At 39.6% G+C, this 18,195-nt stretch carries 11 protein-coding genes and 2 pseudogenes; 9 read left to right on the top strand and 4 right to left on the bottom strand.

The window, feature by feature from the left end; translation table 11 throughout:
• Positions 1–213: 213 nt before the first annotated feature.
• The 4 genes from GNP35_RS06855 to GNP35_RS06840 all read right to left on the bottom strand — a co-directional run bounded on the left by GNP35_RS06855 (position 214) and on the right by GNP35_RS06840 (position 5,901).
• Positions 214–1,269: a hypothetical protein gene (locus tag GNP35_RS06855; protein WP_155695419.1), complete on the bottom strand. Its 1,056-nt coding sequence runs from the start codon at positions 1,267–1,269 to the stop codon at positions 214–216.
• Between the two features lie 25 nt (positions 1,270–1,294).
• Positions 1,295–2,770: a S10 family peptidase gene (locus tag GNP35_RS06850; RefSeq protein WP_414153685.1), complete on the bottom strand. Its 1,476-nt coding sequence runs from the start codon at positions 2,768–2,770 to the stop codon at positions 1,295–1,297.
• A gap of 258 nt (positions 2,771–3,028) precedes the next feature.
• Entirely contained in the window at positions 3,029–3,898 is an 870-nt protein-coding gene (locus GNP35_RS06845; RefSeq protein ID WP_155695417.1) for a helix-turn-helix transcriptional regulator, read from the bottom strand.
• Between the two features lie 140 nt (positions 3,899–4,038).
• Positions 4,039–5,901 (bottom strand): tetratricopeptide repeat-containing diguanylate cyclase, encoded by a 1,863-nt coding sequence (locus GNP35_RS06840; protein ID WP_155695416.1) that lies wholly within the window; start codon positions 5,899–5,901, stop codon positions 4,039–4,041.
• A gap of 194 nt (positions 5,902–6,095) precedes the next feature.
• On the opposite strand from GNP35_RS06840, the gene ligA reads away from it, so the two are divergent.
• The 9 genes and pseudogenes from ligA to fliI all read left to right on the top strand — a co-directional run bounded on the left by ligA (position 6,096) and on the right by fliI (position 18,189).
• A complete protein-coding gene (gene ligA / locus GNP35_RS06835) occupies positions 6,096–8,132 on the top strand; it encodes an NAD-dependent DNA ligase LigA (protein WP_155695415.1) in 2,037 nt (678 codons plus the stop codon).
• Between the two features lie 134 nt (positions 8,133–8,266).
• A pseudogene (locus tag GNP35_RS06830) lies at positions 8,267–9,761 on the top strand (sigma-54 interaction domain-containing protein).
• Between the two features lie 128 nt (positions 9,762–9,889).
• Entirely contained in the window at positions 9,890–11,101 is a 1,212-nt protein-coding gene (locus GNP35_RS06825) for a sensor histidine kinase (protein ID WP_155695414.1), read from the top strand.
• Positions 11,098–12,447 carry a sigma-54-dependent transcriptional regulator gene (locus GNP35_RS06820; RefSeq protein WP_155695413.1) on the top strand — a complete coding sequence of 450 codons (1,350 nt, stop codon included), beginning with the start codon at positions 11,098–11,100 and terminating at the stop codon, positions 12,445–12,447. The genes GNP35_RS06825 and GNP35_RS06820 overlap by 4 nt, the downstream gene beginning before the upstream one ends.
• A gap of 228 nt (positions 12,448–12,675) precedes the next feature.
• Positions 12,676–13,029, top strand: a complete 354-nt coding sequence (fliE, locus tag GNP35_RS06815) for a flagellar hook-basal body complex protein FliE (protein WP_155695412.1) — start codon at positions 12,676–12,678, stop codon at positions 13,027–13,029.
• A 95-nt stretch (positions 13,030–13,124) separates the two neighbouring features.
• Positions 13,125–14,788: pseudogene (fliF, locus tag GNP35_RS06810) on the top strand (flagellar basal-body MS-ring/collar protein FliF).
• Positions 14,781–15,836, top strand: a complete 1,056-nt coding sequence (fliG, locus tag GNP35_RS06805) for a flagellar motor switch protein FliG (protein ID WP_155695411.1) — start codon at positions 14,781–14,783, stop codon at positions 15,834–15,836. The pseudogene fliF and the gene fliG overlap by 8 nt, the downstream one beginning before the upstream one ends.
• 32 nt (positions 15,837–15,868) lie before the next feature.
• On the top strand, positions 15,869–16,864 hold the full coding sequence (gene fliH, locus GNP35_RS06800) for a flagellar assembly protein FliH (protein WP_155695410.1): 996 nt from the start codon (positions 15,869–15,871) through the stop codon (positions 16,862–16,864).
• On the top strand, positions 16,864–18,189 hold the full coding sequence (gene fliI / locus GNP35_RS06795) for a flagellar protein export ATPase FliI (protein ID WP_155695409.1): 1,326 nt from the start codon (positions 16,864–16,866) through the stop codon (positions 18,187–18,189). Before fliH ends, fliI begins: the two co-directional genes overlap by 1 nt.
• Positions 18,190–18,195 lie beyond the last annotated feature (6 nt).

Below are 18,195 nucleotides of genomic sequence, written 5' to 3'. Positions count from 1 at the left end.
TTTAGTGCAAGCAATATACTAAGTACTAACAAAAATACTAACCAAAGTAATAGGTTAGGCACTTAAAATGAAAAGCCAGAGTAGCTAAAGTTACTCTGGCTTTTTTAAATTTAATACTTAATAGTTTAAGAAGCTGGCTTTCTGCAAGGTGATAATGACTAAGCGACTAAGCGACTAAGCGACTAAGCGACTAAGCGACTAAGCGACTAAGCACTAAATGTTAGTGATTTTTATAACCGTATCGTCTGCCCCAACACCAACGCAAAACGAGGAGTGGCATTCTAATGCCCAAATGTTGAGGTTTGATATAACCTGCCATTTTGCTTCACCTTTTTTCAACAAAGCCACACCTTGAGGGTTTGATATTAAAATAGAATCATTAATCAGCGCTGAGCCATAAATGGCACCTAATAACGGGAGCTCTGGTAATGGTTGCCAATTACTTGATGTTAAATTGTATTTATAACCAACAGCATGACCTTCTTTTTCTTTTAAACTTCCGCCAAATGCATAAACATTACTGTCTTTTAACTGCACCGAAAAAACTCCAGCTGCTTCACCACCTTTAAATGGTGTGGTGATACTTTGCCAGTCGTGATTGTGTTTCTTTAACAACAAGCGAGGGCTTTCGGTATTACCCGTACCTACAATGATATCGCCATCACTATTTGAATTGATGCAGGTACCACTTGATGCAAATCCACCCTCATTTAAGTTTGCTCTAAAGGGCAGTGTTTCTTTTTTCCAACCACTGGCGTTTTGTTCGGCAGAAAAAACAGTGAGCATACCATCCTTTGAGTCACCATAAAGCCAAGTTTCTCCTTTGGCATTTGTGATGCAATCATAAAAGTCAGACTCTTGTTTGCCGATTAGATTAAGTTTCCAGTCCTTCCCTTGGTTTAAGGATGTATAAATCCGGGACTGATCTTTAACACCTGCCGACATAAGAACTATTTTATCCTGATCAATTAATATGTCTCGATATTGTAGCTTGTCGTGTTTGCCTGGCGAGTTAACTTGTTGCCATGATTCACCAGCGTTCTCTGATTTGTAGACAGAAGAGTTAGTGCCACTAACATATATTATTTTACCATCAGCAATATCAACAGCTTGAAAGCGATTACCAGAAGATATTTTTGAAACTTCAATCGTTGGTATCGAAAGCCCGGTAATATTTGAGTTTAATGAATCAGATTCTGATGCGAAAACAACAGAGTTAGCAAGTGCTAACCCTGTCGAAAAAATAGCGATACTGCATTTTTTTTTCATTTTGTAATGATTCCGTACGTCAATGTTAGTATTTAGCGGGAGTCGCTGCGTTAGGTAAACTGGCTTTTATAAAGTCCCTAATATCTTGGTTAGATTGTTTTAAATCTTCTTTTCTTAGGTACATCATGTGGCCGCTTCGATAGCCTTTAAAGGACAGCCTGTCTTTCATTTTGCCACTTTGATCTATTTGCCACATAGAGTACTTAGCATCAAAATAATTAGTTGCGCCGTCATAATATCCCGCTTGAACCATCACATTTAAATAAGGGTTTTGCGCCATAGCTAATCGTAAGCTTTTGCCCGTATTATTATTGCTTCTATCCCACGGATGAACGCTACCAAACATGTTGTATTTAAGGTCAGTCTTATAACCCAATTCTTCACGTAAATAATAGTTAATGGCTGGAGTGAAACTGTGTAACCAAGAAGTTAACTCAGCGTAATAGTCAGGACGACTACCAGCATCTTGCTCGTCGATACCTAAATAACGAGAGTCTAATCGGCCAAGCGTCTTGCTTTCATCTCGCAAAAGGTCTTTCCAAAAGAAAGACGTGCTGATATCCAAATTGTTTTGCAATACCGTTTTTACTGGAAGGCCTGAATAATACGAAACCTTCCTAGCAATGCTTTCCTTATGCTGCTGAGCAATAAAACCACCTTGAGCCAAAGCTGGAATATATTCATTAATAGTAAATTTCTCAGCTTCATTCAGAACATTTATTAAATCTTTGTTTTGTAATTCAGCGTTAAGTTTATTGTGATACCAAGCTGCGGCTGCAAAGTATGGAAGTCGATTAGCGGACTTAACTGGCCCATCACGTTTAATACCCATGTCGGTAGGCGATACCAGAATAACGCCATTTAAATACATCCATTGATTATTTTGTAACTCATGTGAAAGGCCTGCAACGCGAGTTGTGCCGTAGCTTTCACCGATAAGATACTTAGGAGAACGCCAGCGATTATTGCGAGTGACAAATGTTGAAATCCAATCAGCTAGGTATTTTATATCTGCGTTTACGCCAAAAAATTGTGATTTCTGCTTGTCTCTGCTTGGCATTTTGCCGTCTTTGTCTGGCAATACTCTTGAGTAACCGGTATTAACTGGATTTACAAAAACGATGTCGGCAACGTCTAAAATTGAATATGGGTTTGTTTTGGTTCCGTAAGGTTGTAAAGGGTAACCTTCATCATCAACATTTAGTATTTTAGGCCCAGTGTAAGCCATATGCATCCATACGGATGCCGAACCAGGTCCACCATTAAATGAAATTACCAATGGGCGTGTTTCGTTGCTCTTTACGTCAGAGCGTTGATAATAAGTATAAAATAAAGTTGCAGTAGGTTGACCCTCTTTATCCCAAACCGGTTGGTTGCCAATGGTGGCCGTGTATTTTATTTTTTTACCTTTTATTTTGGTCGTAAATTCTTGTGTTGTGCTTTCATCCACTTTTGGCGAAATGTTGTTGGTTTTGGGGGCAGCGCCTAAGCCAATACTCATGGTAAACAATAAAGTTAAAATGAGGATGCCTGAGCGATTTATAGTGTTAGATATCATGCTTTTTCCCAATAATTACATTCAAATCCAATATATGTTATTTAGTTTTCTGTTTCACTACAAAGGGGCCAATAAACAAATAAAAAAGATAGTTGAATACAAACGTTTGAAGCTCAAAATAACTTAAAAATCATCAAGTTCAAAATCATGTTGGTATAGCAGAAGCCAACATTAGTTTAAAAGCAAAAAACACTAAGGGTATTAGTCAAATACCCAGGCCTTAATAGCGTCAAGGTTTTGAATTACAATTTGTTGGGCTTTAGGGTCCGCATTAATCGTGTGAATTTCAATATTTAGTGAGCGTAAAAGGTAAGCTATTAGGCTTGCTCTTATCGTAATTTCAAGAGTCCCATTATTCATACCGTAATCACATTCAATAACTTCTTTTTGTTCGTCGGTTAAACGAGGGTCTGCCACTATGATGACAGTAATCATTTCATTCCAACTGGTATCTTGTTGCTCAGTAAAAGTACTTTTTGACTCTTCGAGCTCTGGAGTATTAAAAAAACGAGTCAATACAAAGTCTCTATAAGCCTGATTCTTTTCGCAGTAGGCTCTTACATGCCAACGATTGGCGGCAAAAACCAACGAGTGAGGAGCTATAACACGGCCGTCTGGTTTTGGATCATTAATCGAACGGTAGTCGACTTCCAAACGAAGGTTGTTATGACATGCTTTGATAATTGGTCTTAATATCTCAGCGCCAATTGCTCTATTTGGCAGAGGGATTTGGTGGCAATGACCAAAACCGAGATCTAGTCGTTCAAAATGTAAGTTTAAATCATTGTTTCTTTCTAGCAGGTGTAAGTACTCTTCAGCTGTTCCTTGAGTTAAAACGGGCTTAAAGTATGTTGTTGGTAAATAACCTTTTTGTGATGAGTCATACATTAAGTTTTCAGGAGCGATTTCTTCTAGGTATTTTTTTATATCTTTAGAAGCTTGCTGACGGCGAATGCCAAAATAATCACACAGGTGTTTGGTTGTTAAACGTCCTTCCCACAAAGCGACTATTTCAATTAATCTTAATCGAAGTAATAAGTCGTAGCGATATGGCCAATCTGCCTGGGTCATGTTTAATCCTTTAAAATGTTTCCAATCTGGGTAGTTTAAAGGCTTTGTTTTAACATGTATATGTATAACAGCGGGCTTCAAGGTAATGTGCAATCAATGGATACACGTTACTTAAAAGGGAAAGTTTGAAGTAACGTGTTTTAGAATATGGCTTTGTTTCGGCCAGACTCTTTTGCTTGGTATAAATTTGTATCAGCGCGGTTAATTGTTTTGTTCACCGTTGTGTCTTTTTTGTCGACTTGGGCAGCGCCTAAGCTAAAGGTGATTTTTAAGCCTGCAGGCAAGCTATCAACCTCAATAGAGCTTAGGTTTTTAGTAATTCGTTCAAAAATTATGCTCACATCTTCTACTGGAGTATTAGTCAAAACCAATAACCATTCTTCTCCACCATAACGACCAAATTGATCCTGACTTCTAATTGAACTGCTTATAGCGGTTGAAAATGCTTTTAATACTTCATCGCCAACATCGTGCCCATAGTTATCATTTATAGATTTGAAAAAGTCTAAATCGATAATAGCAACGGTTAAAGGAGTACGGTTACGTTTTGATAATTGATATTGACGTTCAGCAAACTCTAAAATAGCTCTACGGTTTGGTGCTCCGGTTAAGTGGTCCTTTAACGCCATCTCTTGGAAGTGATTTCTGTTTACAAGAATACGTTGTAATAAATAGCCAATGAGGACCATTATTAACACAGCAAATGCCATTGCCATTCGCCAAATTGTACTTTCTTTTTGTTTTTGTTTTAGACGAAGCTCTTGCAGCTCATTTTCTTGCTGAAGAATTCGGTTATCATTTGCCTTTTTGTTTAAATCAAATTTAATTAAAAGCTCTTGTATATCATTGTTAGCGTCACTTTTGTATCGATCATTAAATCTATTTGTTACTTCAACTTGGGTTTCATAAGCCGCTTTATAATCGTTATTTAATGCGTAAAGTTTTGCATTCAGGCGTTGATAGGGGGCTTGCCAATATTCATCTTTGTATTCGTCAATAATGGGCTTCAGAACTAACAACTCCTGGTTTGCTTCATTACTCTGCTCTAATTCTATGAGGCAATTTATTTTACCTAATGACACATTAATGATGTTGGTTTTATCATTGTTATCTTTGAAAAACACTAGGGCTTGCTGATAATACAACAGCGCTTTTTCGTAATTATTTTGCTCTTCGAAAACTAGCCCTAACGAATGATTTGTCCACGCAATCCCGGCTATATCATCAAGTTCTTGATTTAATTTTAATGTGCTCGCTAGGCTTTTTTGTGCTTCTTCAAAGTCTTGTTTGGCAATGTAATTTTGAGCTAGATTATATAGAAGTATAGACTCACCGTGTTTATCGCCAAACTTGCGCATTACTTTTAATGCTTCAGAAAGGTATTGAATAGCAATGTCTGGTTCACTTTCGTCACTAAATATATTAGCCAACGAGTTTAATGTTTCTGAAAGGCCAATCTCATCGCCCATTTTTTTGTAAATTTTTCTAGCATTTTCAAGATGTTTTAAGGCACTTTCATTATTGCGAATAGTATAAAACGCAATTCCTAATCCGCTATTTAAGTCAGCAACGACTTTTTCATTTTCAATTAACAAAATATTTTCTTCAATATTGTTAATTAAATCAATTGTTGGTTTGTTTTGTGTTGTATTGATCGTAATTTGTACAAGTTGTAGGCGAGCTCTCGACTCTAATAAATGAGCGGCTTTAGTTCTAGGCAAATAAAGGTCAACTATCTTTTGAGCGGATTGAATTTGTTCTAGAGAAATTAGGATTTCAGCTTTGTATACCTGTGAGCGAATTTCCGAATGACGCCAATCGTTAGATTCAGCTAGCAAAATAAGCGTTTCCAAAGCCTCTAACTTTTTATTAGGCGACAAAGCATAGTCTACCTTCAGAGCTATTAACTCTTCATTAAACTCGACTTCGTTTGTTGCTTCGGCAAAAAGTGGAAAACTTGGCAAAGATAACAACAAAACTAAAAATACAATTAAAACCCGCATAAGTTACAAATATAATCCCAAATAAGATGAATGTTTAGTCATAAAATAACGCGATAAAATGACATAAAAATAGAAAAAAATCACTAAATTTCCTAAGTTAAAACAGGTTTGTATATGCTTAATGTTAATTTAGTTTAAATTTTTCGCAAATTACCTTTAAAATAAAGACAATTTTTAAGTTATTTGGCGTAAACATGACTATCCAAAGTGAAATAGAAGTAAAAATAAAGGCACTTGTAAACAAACTACAAGAATATAACCATCAATATTATGTTTTGGATAATCCTACCGTGCCAGATTCAGAGTACGATCGCATTTTTCGTGAGTTGCAGTCACTGGAACATGAGTATCCGGAACTTAAATTTCCTGATTCACCAACCCAAAAAGTGGGTGGTGAGGCTCTGGATAAATTCCAACAAGTTACTCACGAAGTACCTATGCTATCGCTAGATAATGCAATGGTGGAAGAAGAATTTGTCGCTTTTAATAAGAGAATAAATGAACGTTTAAAGTCTGATGAAGAATTGGAATTTTGCTGTGAGCCTAAGTTAGATGGTTTGGCGGTCAGTTTACTTTATGTGGACGGCGTTTTAATTCAAGCTGCAACGAGGGGTGATGGTTCAGTCGGTGAAAATATCACTGCTAATGTAAGAACCATAAAATCGATTCCTCTTCGTTTAACAGGTAAGAACATACCTCAGCGAGTTGAAGTAAGAGGTGAAGTGTTTTTATGGTTAGACGGATTTAATGCATACAACGATAAAGCACGTGCAGAAAATACAAAACCTATGGTTAACCCACGAAATGGTGCAGCCGGTAGCTTAAGACAATTAGACTCTAAAGTTACAGCATCAAGACCTTTGGGTTTTTATGCATATAGCCTAGGTGTCGTTAGCGAGGAGATTGCCCTACCAAACTCTCATTACGACCGTTTAAAACTCGTTAACAGCTGGGGATTGCCTTTGTGTCCAGAGGTAAAAGTTGTAAATGGTGTTTCAGGCGTACTTGAGTTTTATTCGAAAATCCAAGAAAAGCGCGCAGGGCTTAACTACGAAATCGACGGCACGGTTTTAAAAGTGAATGACATTGATTCCCAGCTTCAGTTAGGTTTTGTTGCTCGAGCGCCTCGATGGGCCATTGCGTATAAATTTCCAGCGCAAGAAGAGTTAACAGTATTAAGAGATGTTGAATTTCAAGTTGGAAGAACCGGTGCTATCACGCCAGTAGCTAAACTGGAACCGGTTTTTGTTGGTGGTGTTACCGTTTCCAATGCAACACTTCACAACGTTGAAGAAATTGAACGACTAGGTATAAAAATAGGCGACACGGTAATTATCCGACGAGCAGGTGACGTTATTCCACAAATTGCGGGTGTAGTTGTTGATAGGCGTCCTGATACTGCTCGCGATATTAAATTCCCTCAAGAGTGCCCAGTATGTCAATCGCATGTTGAAAAACCAGAAGGTGAGGCTGTTACTCGCTGTACTGGAGGTCTTGTTTGTGGCGCGCAACGAAAACAAGCCATTAAACACTTTGCGTCAAGAAAAGCGCTAGATGTTGATGGTTTAGGTGACAAAATTGTGGACCAACTGGTTGATGCAGATATGATCCATTCGCCAGCAGACTTGTTTAACGTAACAGAAGAACAACTTGTAAGCTTAGAAAGAATGGGGCCAAAATCGGCGTTAAATCTTATTCAAGCATTACAAGAAGCAAAATCCACAACCTTACCTAAATTTATTTATTCACTAGGAATAAGGGAAGTGGGCGAAGCTACTGCAGCTAATTTAGCGGCACACTTTTTAACGTTAGAAAATATCGAAAATGCGGATATTGAAGCGCTAGTAGAAGTAAGCGACGTAGGGAACATTGTTGCTCAACATGTGCATGCCTTTTTCCGCGAGAGTCACAATTTAGAAGTGATAGAAAAGCTGATAAACGCAGGCGTTAGCTGGCCTGTTATCGAAAAGAAATCCGCAGATGAGCAACCTTTAGTTGGCTTAACCTATGTAATAACAGGCTCTTTGAATGTTGTTAGCCGAAACGACGCTAAGTCATTATTAATTGGTTTAGGCGCAAAGGTAGCAGGTAGTGTTTCCGCAAAAACTGACTTTTTAATAGCGGGTGAAAAAGCAGGATCTAAATTAACTAAAGCGCAAGACCTTGAAGTACCTGTTTTAGACGAAGACGGTTTGTTAGCGCTATTAACTAAACACAACGTGAGTTACTAAAAGCTAAGCCTCTATTCGTCAATATTTAGTCAAATAAGTATTTTCGTCAATTTATTGTCGGAAGTGCTTGCAACTAAGGTGATCGAAGTTACAATCAATACTATAAAATCAATAAGATAGTATTTGAACAAACCATGGTTAAAGACAGTATCACTCCGGCACAAGTTGGCTTAGGTAAAATCCTTATTTTGGACGAAAATCAGAATAGGGCCCAACTCATTGCCAATTTATTTGGCTTTATTGGTGAGCGTTGCGAAGTGGTGTCTGAATCAACTTTAGCCGAAGCTTGCGACCCAGAAGAAAGTGTTATGGCCTGCGTATTAGGCGCCTTGTCGTCTGGCCAACATGAAACCATTGTTGCCTCGCAGCCTGCGGTTCCTTTTTTAGTTTTAGGTGAAACCCTAAAATACTTATTTGATAAAAAGAATGTCATTGGCTTACTTAGTGAGCCACTTTCCTACCCTGTGGTTACTCAACAAATTAGAGATTGCCAAGAATATAAGCGTCTGATCCCTAAGCGAAACGCTTCTACTGATGGTTCATTATTTGACGGCCTTATAGGTCAGACAAATGCAATGCAAACAATTCGTTTTTTGATTAAGCAAGTTGCTGAAAAAGAAGCAAACGTACTTATTTTAGGTGACTCTGGTACGGGTAAAGAAGTCATCGCTCGTAATGTTCACCTATTATCAAACAGAGCAAAAGGCCCATTTGTACCTGTGAACTGTGGTGCAATTCCTGCTGAGCTTTTAGAAAGTGAGCTGTTTGGTCATGAAAAAGGGGCATTTACTGGCGCTATATCTTCACGAAAAGGCCGATTTGAACTAGCCCAGGGCGGAACACTATTTTTAGATGAAATTGGTGATATGCCCCTGCAAATGCAGGTGAAACTGTTACGAGTTATTCAAGAGCGAACTTATGAACGAGTTGGTGGAAGTAAAGCAATAAAAGCCGATGTGCGAATTATTGCGGCGACACACAGAAATCTTGAAACCATGATTGAAGAAAATCGCTTTAGAGAAGATTTATATTATCGACTCAATGTTTTCCCTATCGAGTCACCGTCTTTAAAAGACCGAAGAGACGATTTGGAAGTCCTTATTCAAGAGTTTATTACTCGATTTGAAAAACAGCACAGTGCGCGCTTTAATTTGACGGATAGAGCTCTGGAGTCATTAAAACAACATGGGTGGCCAGGTAACGTGCGAGAAACTTGGCAATTTAGTTGAGCGATTACTTATCATGTTCCCAAATCAGATGGTTGATGTGCATGATCTTCCGCAGCGCTATTGCTACACAGATGAAGCGCCATTTGTTCCTGAATATCCAGATGAAATTTTAGAGCGCCAAGCACTTAATGATATTTTTGCTTTTAACGACGAAGAAGAAGCGGACGATAACGATGATTTTGTGATGTCTGCAACTTCAGTAGCTGACCCTACTACGGTTATGCTGCCAGAAGAGGGCATTGATTTAAAAGAGTATCTAGCGGAATTAGAAGTAAACTTAATAGAGCAAGCTTTACAAAGTTGTGATTACGTTGTTTCGCGCGCAGCAGAGCAGTTATCTCTTCGCAGAACAACCCTTGTTGAGAAGATGCGTAAGTACGATTTAAATAAAGATGATTAATCATTGTCAAAAAATGATGTTGTAGGAAAAAGTTAAATTAACAATCTAAGTCTTTGTTAATTAAGGTTTTAAAAGTTGGCATAATAGTTGTTTGTATCAAGGTGTATTAACACTTGTGAGGCAGTATTATGTCAGCCAGATTATCAACTCCAATTACAGAGCAGCGCGTTATTGATGCAAACATTAAACTTGCATCATTCACGTCTAAATTTCGAAGCTTTGCTGAGCCAGAAGCGGCCAATTCACCTAGCTTATCCTCGGTTGATAAAAGTCATCGCCTTTCAAGTGATCAAATTGAAGAAATTCGTCAACAAAATGATGACCTCAGTCACTTAGTGGATATTCTGCCAAACGGTGTAGTGGTGCTTGATAATAAAGGCATGGTACGTCAGGCAAATAAATTCGCAATTTCTCTATTAGGTGAACCACTTGAAGGTGAAAAGTGGCGAACGGTTATTGCTCGTTCATTCAAACCACGTGAAGATGATGGTCACGAAGTATCACTTGTGAATGGTCGTCGCGTGAAATTAGATATTATGCCGCTTAAGTCTGGTCAGCTGATTGTAATGACGGACTTAACGGAAACAAGACAACTTCAAGAAAGAATAAGCCACTTACAGCGCGTTTCTGCGCTGGGTCGAATGGTTGCGAGTTTAGCCCACCAAATTAGAACGCCTTTATCAGCAGCTATGTTGTACTCAGCAAATCTGGCCAATGGCCGTTTAAAACCTGAGCAACGTGGAAGCTTTGTCAAAAAACTGTCATCCCGTTTGTCAGACTTAGAAAAGCAAGTTAACGACATGTTGATGTTTGCCAAAAGTGGTGAAAATCAAGTTTTAGAACAAGTATCGCTTCAGCAATTACTAACCAGTGTTCACCAGAGTTCAGATGCTATGGTTAACCCTACTGGTGTTATGACCGTTGAGCTGCCTGAACCAGACATTCTTTTATTAGCTAATAAAACGAGTTTGGCGAGCGCTATTACTAATTTAGTGCACAATGCTGTTCAGGTTATTGGTGAAGGTGTACAGATACACTTAGCGGCGCGCAGAGTTAACGATAAACCTAATCAGGTTTGTATATCAGTAGAGGACAACGGTCCTGGCATTAAAAAATCACTCATTGATAAGATTTTCGAACCTTTTTATACCACTCGCTCACAAGGCACAGGTCTTGGCTTATCAGTGGTGAAAACCGTTGCACAAGCCCATCAAGGAACTGTTTCTGTAACGAATAAATCATCTGGTGGCGCGGTATTTTCAATTTACTTACCAATTAAATTAGCACCACAAAATGAAGCCCAAACATTAGATATAGAACGTCAGGAGGTTATCGCATGAACCAGTCACAAATACTTGTTGTAGAAGACGATTCAGGTTTACGAGAGGCTCTAGTAGATACGCTTTCTATTGCTGGATACTCTGTTGTAGAAGCTGACTCAGCAGAAACAGCGTTAGTTAAACTTAAAGAAACAGTGATAGATCTTATTGTTTCTGATGTTCAAATGGGCGGTTTATCAGGCTTAGATTTATTAAAGTCGGTTAAAAAGCTGTATCCAAATACACCATTCTTGTTAATGACCGCTTATGCAAAAATTGACCATGCCGTAGAAGCAATGAAATATGGCGCCATTGACTATATGGCGAAACCATTTGCACCAGAAGTGCTGTTAAATATGGTGGGCCGATATGCTCCGGTTAAACAAACTGACAGGCATGATCCTGTTGTAGCGGATAAGAAAAGTATTGAGTTGTTAAAGTTAGCTGCAAAAGTTGCTAAGTCAGACGCCTCAGTCATGATCACGGGACCTAGTGGTTCTGGTAAAGAAGTAATGGCTCGTTATATTCACGACCAGTCATCTCGTGCAGAGCATGATTTTATCGCGATTAACTGTGCTGCTATTCCGGACAACATGCTTGAAGCAACCTTATTTGGTTACGAAAAAGGCGCATTTACCGGTGCGATTCAAGCCTGCCCTGGTAAGTTTGAACAAGCTCAGCACGGTACTATTTTGCTCGATGAAATAACGGAAATGGATTTAAACCTGCAGGCTAAATTGCTGCGTGTTTTGCAAGAACGTGAAGTAGAGCGTTTAGGTAGTCGTAAAACCGTTAAATTAGACGTTCGAGTATTAGCAACATCAAACCGAGATTTAGTTGCAGCAGTAAGAGAAGGTAAGTTTAGAGAAGATTTATTTTATCGTTTAAACGTATTCCCAATTAAATGGTTGCCGTTAAGCGCGAGGAAAGATGACTTACAACCAATAGCTGAACATCTGCTTAGCCGTTATTGCATTGAAACGGGTAGAGAAATCCCGGTAATAGGCGCTGGCGCTCTTCATAAATTAATGTTGCATAATTGGCCTGGTAACGTGCGCGAATTAGATAACGTTATTCAGCGCGCATTAATATTATGCTCAGGCAATACAATAGATTCAGAACATATTTTGGTTGAAGAGTTTGCTGTCGATAATATTGCAGCGGATATTCAAGCGAGTCATCAGATAGATGACAGTGGCGATTTTAAAATGGAAATTCGTGACCAAGAAAATCGTATTATTTTGGACGCACTGCAAGCCTGTCATGGTAAACGTAAAGACGTTGCCGAGAAATTAGGAATAAGCCCAAGAACGCTGAGATATAAGCTAGCAAAAATGCGTGAACAAGGTATTGAAGTTCCTGCATAACGAGTTGTTTAAAATGGCCTATTAATACGTAATCCTGATTGTATTAATAGGCCTTTTCTTTCTTTATTCCAGCCCAATTACACCCTCTGTCAATTCTCTGTCACGTTAATACTCAAAGTTTAACCCCATAATTTTGTGCTAAGTTGTTGATAAGTAGCTAGAATAAACTGGCATTATTCCTGCTTTATACTGTCTAGTATAGAATTGCTCCTGAAAGAGGACAGAATAATGAACATTCAAGCTAATAACTTATATGCGGAATTACAAAGCATGGCGTCGCAGGCGTCTGGTCAAACAATTCGCCCAAACAATGACATTAGTCCTTTTAACCAAGTTCAAAAGGTAAATAACCCTTCTTCAGCAAACTTTGGTGAACTTCTTGAGCAAGCAGTAAACAATGTGAATGAATTGCAACAAACATCAGGCGATTTAAAAACACGTTTGGAAATGGGTGACCGTTCAGTATCACTAGCTGAGACCATGATTGCATCTCAGAAAGCCGGCATCGCTTTTGAAGCAACCGTACAAGTTAGAAATAAACTGGTTGATGCATATAAAACAATCATGAGCATGCCTGTTTAGGCTCACTTCAGCAGTTAAATAAGAATTAAGGGTTTAACGTGGCAGACGAACTAACTACTCAAATGACAAATCCAGGACAAGATGTCTCTAATGACATGGTGTCGCTAAATGGCGATATGGATAATGTTGAAGAGCAAAAATCAGGTTTTTTAAGTGCAGCTTCTAGTGCTGACTTGTTGCGTCAAGGCGCATTGATACTGGCTCTTGTAATTTGTATCGCAATTACTATTTTTATCTTCATGTGGTCCCGCGAACCAGAGTTACGTCCACTTGGTCAGTTTGACACAGAACAGTTAATTGAAACTTTAGACTACTTAGATGCTCAAAAGTTGACTATACACTTGAGCAAAATACCATTTTAGTACCAGCCGATGCTTATCAAAACATTAAGTTGTCTTTGGCTCGCGGCGGTTTATCTAATGCTCCATCGGAAGGTTCTGACATTTTAATGCAAGACACAGGTTTTGGTGTTAGCCAGCGTATGGAGACGGAACGTTTAAAGCATAGCCGTGAACAACAATTAGCAAGAACGATTGAAGAGTTAAATTCAATCAGCCGTGCAAGAGTGCTGTTGGCCATTCCAAAAGAAAACATATTTGCTCGCCATACTAAACAACCGTCTGCAACCGTGGTTTTAACTTTACAACGTGGTCGCATGTTAAAAACAGAAGAAATCGATAGCGTAGTAGATATAGTAGCCTCAGCCGTTCAAGGCTTGGCAACTTCAAGAGTGACGGTAACAGACCAAAATGGTCGCTTACTTAACTCTGGTTCACAAAACTCACTTTCTGCATTGTCTCGTAAACAGTTTGAAATAGAACAAAAACGTGAAGACGAGTATTTACAAAAAATTAACTCAATACTGTCGCCAGTCATTGGTATGGAAAATTACACGGCACAAGTAGATGTAACTATGGACTTTACTCAAGTTCAAGAAACACAAAAGACCTATAACCCAGACTTGCCTGCAATTAGAAGTGAATTGTTAATTGAAGAAAATCAAACGGGTAATGGCCCAGTAGGAATACCAGGTGCATTGTCAAACCAACCTCCTTTAGAGTCAGATATTCCAGAAGAGGCGGGTAATGCAAGAACTCGTGGCACAACGGGTCGCTCTCACAAAGAACAAACACGTAATTATGAGCTTGACCAAACGATAAGCCACAAACAAAATCAAACTGGCGTTGTTCGTCGCCTGAGCGTTTCGGTTGCGGTGGACTACATAACAACACCGGGTGAAGATGGCACTATTCAAAAAGCACCTCGTTCACAACAAGCGTTGGTTAATCTACGTAGACTATTACAAGGCGGAATCGGTTTTGACATGAATCGCGGCGATACACTTGAAGTCGTTACGATACCGTTTAACAAAGTTGATGTGTTGTCTGCGCAAGATAAACCAATTTATGAGCAAGAATGGTTCCAGCCAATGATCAAAACAGTAGCTGCAATGATTGTTATTGTTGTACTGATTATATTCTTGGTTCGCCCATTACTGAATAAGCTTATTAGCCCTGAAGATACTACCGATAAATATGAAGAAGAAGCGCTTGGTGGTGTAGACTTAGGTGATGAAGCATTAGATATGCTAAATACAGAATTTGATGAAAAAGACATAGGCTTTGCTGCCGACGGTACTCTACAATTACCAGACTTACATGGTGATGAAGACCTGTTAAAAGCAGTAAGAGCGTTAGTTGCGAATGAACCTGAGTTGTCATCGCAAGTAGTTAAAGGGTGGTTACTAGAAGATGAATGATGTCGTAGCAGCAGAAAACACACAAGTCGCAGCGAAGCCAGCCTTTGATGTTGAAAAACTAGAAGGTGTAGAGAAAGCAGCGATTTTATTATTGAGCTTGTCTGAAGAAGACGCCGCACAAATCCTTAAACACCTTGAGCCGAAGCAGGTGCAAAAGGTGGGCATTGCAATGGCGCAACTAGATGACTTAAGCCAAGATAAAATATCAGCGGTTCACAGTTTGTTCATTGAGCAAATTCAAGACTACAGTACGATAGGTTTCCAATCTGAAGACTTTATTAAGAAGGCGTTGACCGCTGCACTTGGTGAAGATAAGGCTGCAACCCTATTAGACCAAATAATTCTTGGTGGTGGCGCTAAAGGTTTAGATTCACTTAAATGGATGGACTCTAAACAAGTAGCGAACATTATAAGAAATGAGCATCCACAAATACAAACTATCGTACTTGCGTATTTAGCGCCGGATCAATCGGCGGAAATCTTAGGTCAATTTTCTGACAAGGTTCGTATCGACTTAACGATGCGTATTGCTAACTTAGAAGAAGTTCAACCAGCAGCACTTCAAGAGTTGAACGAGATCATGGAGAAACAGTTTGCTGGTCAAGCTGGTGCACAAGCAGCGAAAATGGGCGGCTTAAAAGCAGCGGCAGAAATTATGAACTTCTTAGATACCAACATAGAAGGTCAATTAATGGATGCTATGCGTGAACATGACGAAGAAATGGCGCAACAAATTCAAGACCTTATGTTTGTATTTGACAACTTAATTGATGTTGAAGATCGTGCAATTCAGGCAATTCTGAGAGAAGTTCAACAAGATTCATTAATGAAAGCCGTTAAAGGCGCTGATGACGCATTAAAAGAGAAAATCCTTAAAAACATGTCGAAGCGTGCTGCAGATATGATGGCTGATGACTTAGAAGCCATGCCACCAATTCGAGTGTCTGAAGTAGAGACTGCTCAGAAAGAAATCTTGGCTATTGCTCGTCGATTGGCTGACGCCGGTGAAATCATGTTAGGCGGCGGTGGTGGTGAAGACTTCTTGTAAGTCTTCCTTAACAGCGGTAAGAGAGTAAAATTGTGAGTAATAATTTATCTAACAAACCTGTTACCCCAACTCGCGAGATGCTTGAAATTCTCGAAGAGTGGGCTGCGCCAGATGTAAGTGCGTCAAAAAAAGCAGCCGTTGTTGGTAAAACAAACTTTTTGGGTGTACCTATTGCTGAATTGTATAAAGCAAAACCGCAATTGATTGAGCCTGAAGAAGAGGAAGTGCCGCAATTAACCGCAGCTGAGATAGACGAGATTCGTCAACAAGCTTATGAAGAAGGCTTTACCGAAGGCAAACAAGCGGGTTTTGATAAAGGCCATGAAGAAGGTTTAGAGCAAGGTAAGCAAGAAGGTTTAGAACTAGGACATAAAGACGGGTTTGAAGCAGGCCAACAAGAAGGCCAAGAAGACATTCAGCAGCAAATTGCTCGTTGGGAGTCATTGCTAACACAGCTATATGATCCAATTACCCGTGTAGAAAAAGCCACAGAACAGCAATTATTAAACTTGTCGGTGATGCTAGCGGAGTCAGTATTAAGAACAGAAATTAAAGGGAATAAAGAAAGCCTGTTAGCGGCTCTATTAGAGTCTGTAGCGGCACTGCCATTTAATACAGAGTTTGCTGAAATTCATATGCACCCGGATGATTTACTATTAGTGCAAGAACAATACTCAGAATCTGATTTAGCAGAGCAAAAATGGATTTTGAAACCAGAAGCGCACTTTAACTTAGGTGACGTAATTGTAGCGACGCCAAACTCCCTAATTGACCGCACAATCGAACAGCGCATTAAGCAAACTCTACATGACTTCATAATTGATGCGAACTTAACGACTGAAACAAACTCAGGTCCTGCTATTGGTGATTTGCCAGACACTGCCACTCCAGAAACGGCCACTCTAGAAACGACGGATAACCTAGCACCAACTGAAAACTCAGAACAAGCTACGACAGCAGAGTCAGACCCGACAAATGCTGCGAGCGACACCAGTGAATCTGCTACTACAAAAAATGAGTCGCCATAATGTCGTCTTTAACAGAATCAATTTTAAAAGCCCAACGGCTGGTAAAAGACGCAACGCCAGAAGTGTCCGGAAGACTTACAAAAGTTAATGGCCTTACTTTAGAGGCGGTAGGCGTTTCTGTACCTTTGGGTGGTCACTGCCGAATTCAAACGTTGAACGGTGAAGTAGACGCTGAAGTTGTTGGTTTTGAAAACGATAAAATATTTTTAATGCCCACGGATCAAGTTGACGGTATTGTGCCTCGAGGTCGTGTTACTACGTCTAGTCGTGGTCAGAAATTACCACTTTCTCTAGAGCTTCTAGGGCGAGTTATTGACCCTTCGGGAACACCGCTAGATGGTTTAGGCCCGATAGAGGCCGATCCAGGTGCAACTCACAAAACTAAACCAATAAACCCACTATCAAGACGACCAATAAAATCCTCTATAGACGTTGGTGTTAAAGCAATTAACGGTATCTTGACCGTTGGACAAGGGCAGCGAATGGGCCTGTTTGCCGGCTCTGGTGTTGGTAAGTCAGTTTTACTAGGTATGATGACCAAAGGTACAACTGCAGATGTAGTAGTGGTTGGTTTAATTGGCGAACGTGGCCGAGAAGTAAAAGAATTTATCGATGAAATACTTGGTGAAGAAGGGCGTCAAAGAGCGGTAGTGGTTGCTGCACCTGCTGATATGGCGCCTATTAGAAGATTAAAAGGTTGCGAAACGGCAACACAGGTCGCGGAGTATTTTCGTGACCAAGGTTTAAATGTACTGTTGTTAATAGACTCCATAACCCGTTATGCTCAAGCCCAACGAGAAATCGCGTTAGCAATTGGAGAGCCACCGGCGACTAAAGGTTACCCTGCATCAGTATTTGCAAAGCTACCAGCATTGGTAGAGCGTGCCGGTAACGGTGGAGAAGGGCAAGGTTCAATTACCGCTTTCTATACGGTTTTATCAGAAGGCGACGATCTACAAGATCCAATTGCAGATGCTTCTCGTGCAATACTCGATGGTCACATTGTACTATCACGAGACTTAGCTGACGCTGGACACTATCCTGCCATTGATGTAACTAAATCCATCAGTCGAGTTATGCCTCAAGTAACGTCTCAGCAGCATATGCAAATGGCCCTTAAATTTAAAAAGTATCTTTCAGCTTACGAACAAAACAAAGACTTAATATCGATTGGTGCTTATGCGTCAGGTAGCAATCCGGTAGTAGATAAAGCGATTCAACTTAAGCCGGTAATAGACGCTTACCTACAACAAACTATGTCAGAAATTTACCCTTACGATCAGTCGTTAATGCAACTACAAGCGTTAACAAATGAAATGCCATAAAAGGTA

This window comes from Psychrosphaera haliotis, from assembly GCF_009728465.1.
Classification (GTDB): domain Bacteria; phylum Pseudomonadota; class Gammaproteobacteria; order Enterobacterales; family Alteromonadaceae; genus Psychrosphaera; species Psychrosphaera haliotis.
This window is presented reverse-complemented; position numbering and strand designations above follow the sequence as displayed.

Excerpts from the sequence above, each read along its gene's own strand:
- GNP35_RS06855 (WP_155695419.1), bottom strand. The coding sequence starts at position 1,269 with ATGAAAAAAAAATGCAGTATCGCTATTTTTTCGACAGGGTTAGCACTT.
- GNP35_RS06850 (WP_414153685.1), bottom strand. The coding sequence starts at position 2,770 with ATGAGTATTGGCTTAGGCGCTGCCCCCAAAACCAACAACATTTCGCCA.
- GNP35_RS06845 (WP_155695417.1), bottom strand. The coding sequence starts at position 3,898 with ATGACCCAGGCAGATTGGCCATATCGCTACGACTTATTACTTCGATTA.
- GNP35_RS06840 (WP_155695416.1), bottom strand. The coding sequence starts at position 5,901 with ATGCGGGTTTTAATTGTATTTTTAGTTTTGTTGTTATCTTTGCCAAGT.
- ligA (WP_155695415.1), top strand. The coding sequence starts at position 6,096 with ATGACTATCCAAAGTGAAATAGAAGTAAAAATAAAGGCACTTGTAAAC.
- GNP35_RS06825 (WP_155695414.1), top strand. The coding sequence starts at position 9,890 with ATGTCAGCCAGATTATCAACTCCAATTACAGAGCAGCGCGTTATTGAT.
- GNP35_RS06820 (WP_155695413.1), top strand. The coding sequence starts at position 11,098 with ATGAACCAGTCACAAATACTTGTTGTAGAAGACGATTCAGGTTTACGA.
- fliE (WP_155695412.1), top strand. The coding sequence starts at position 12,676 with ATGAACATTCAAGCTAATAACTTATATGCGGAATTACAAAGCATGGCG.
- fliG (WP_155695411.1), top strand. The coding sequence starts at position 14,781 with ATGAATGATGTCGTAGCAGCAGAAAACACACAAGTCGCAGCGAAGCCA.
- fliI (WP_155695409.1), top strand. The coding sequence starts at position 16,864 with ATGTCGTCTTTAACAGAATCAATTTTAAAAGCCCAACGGCTGGTAAAA.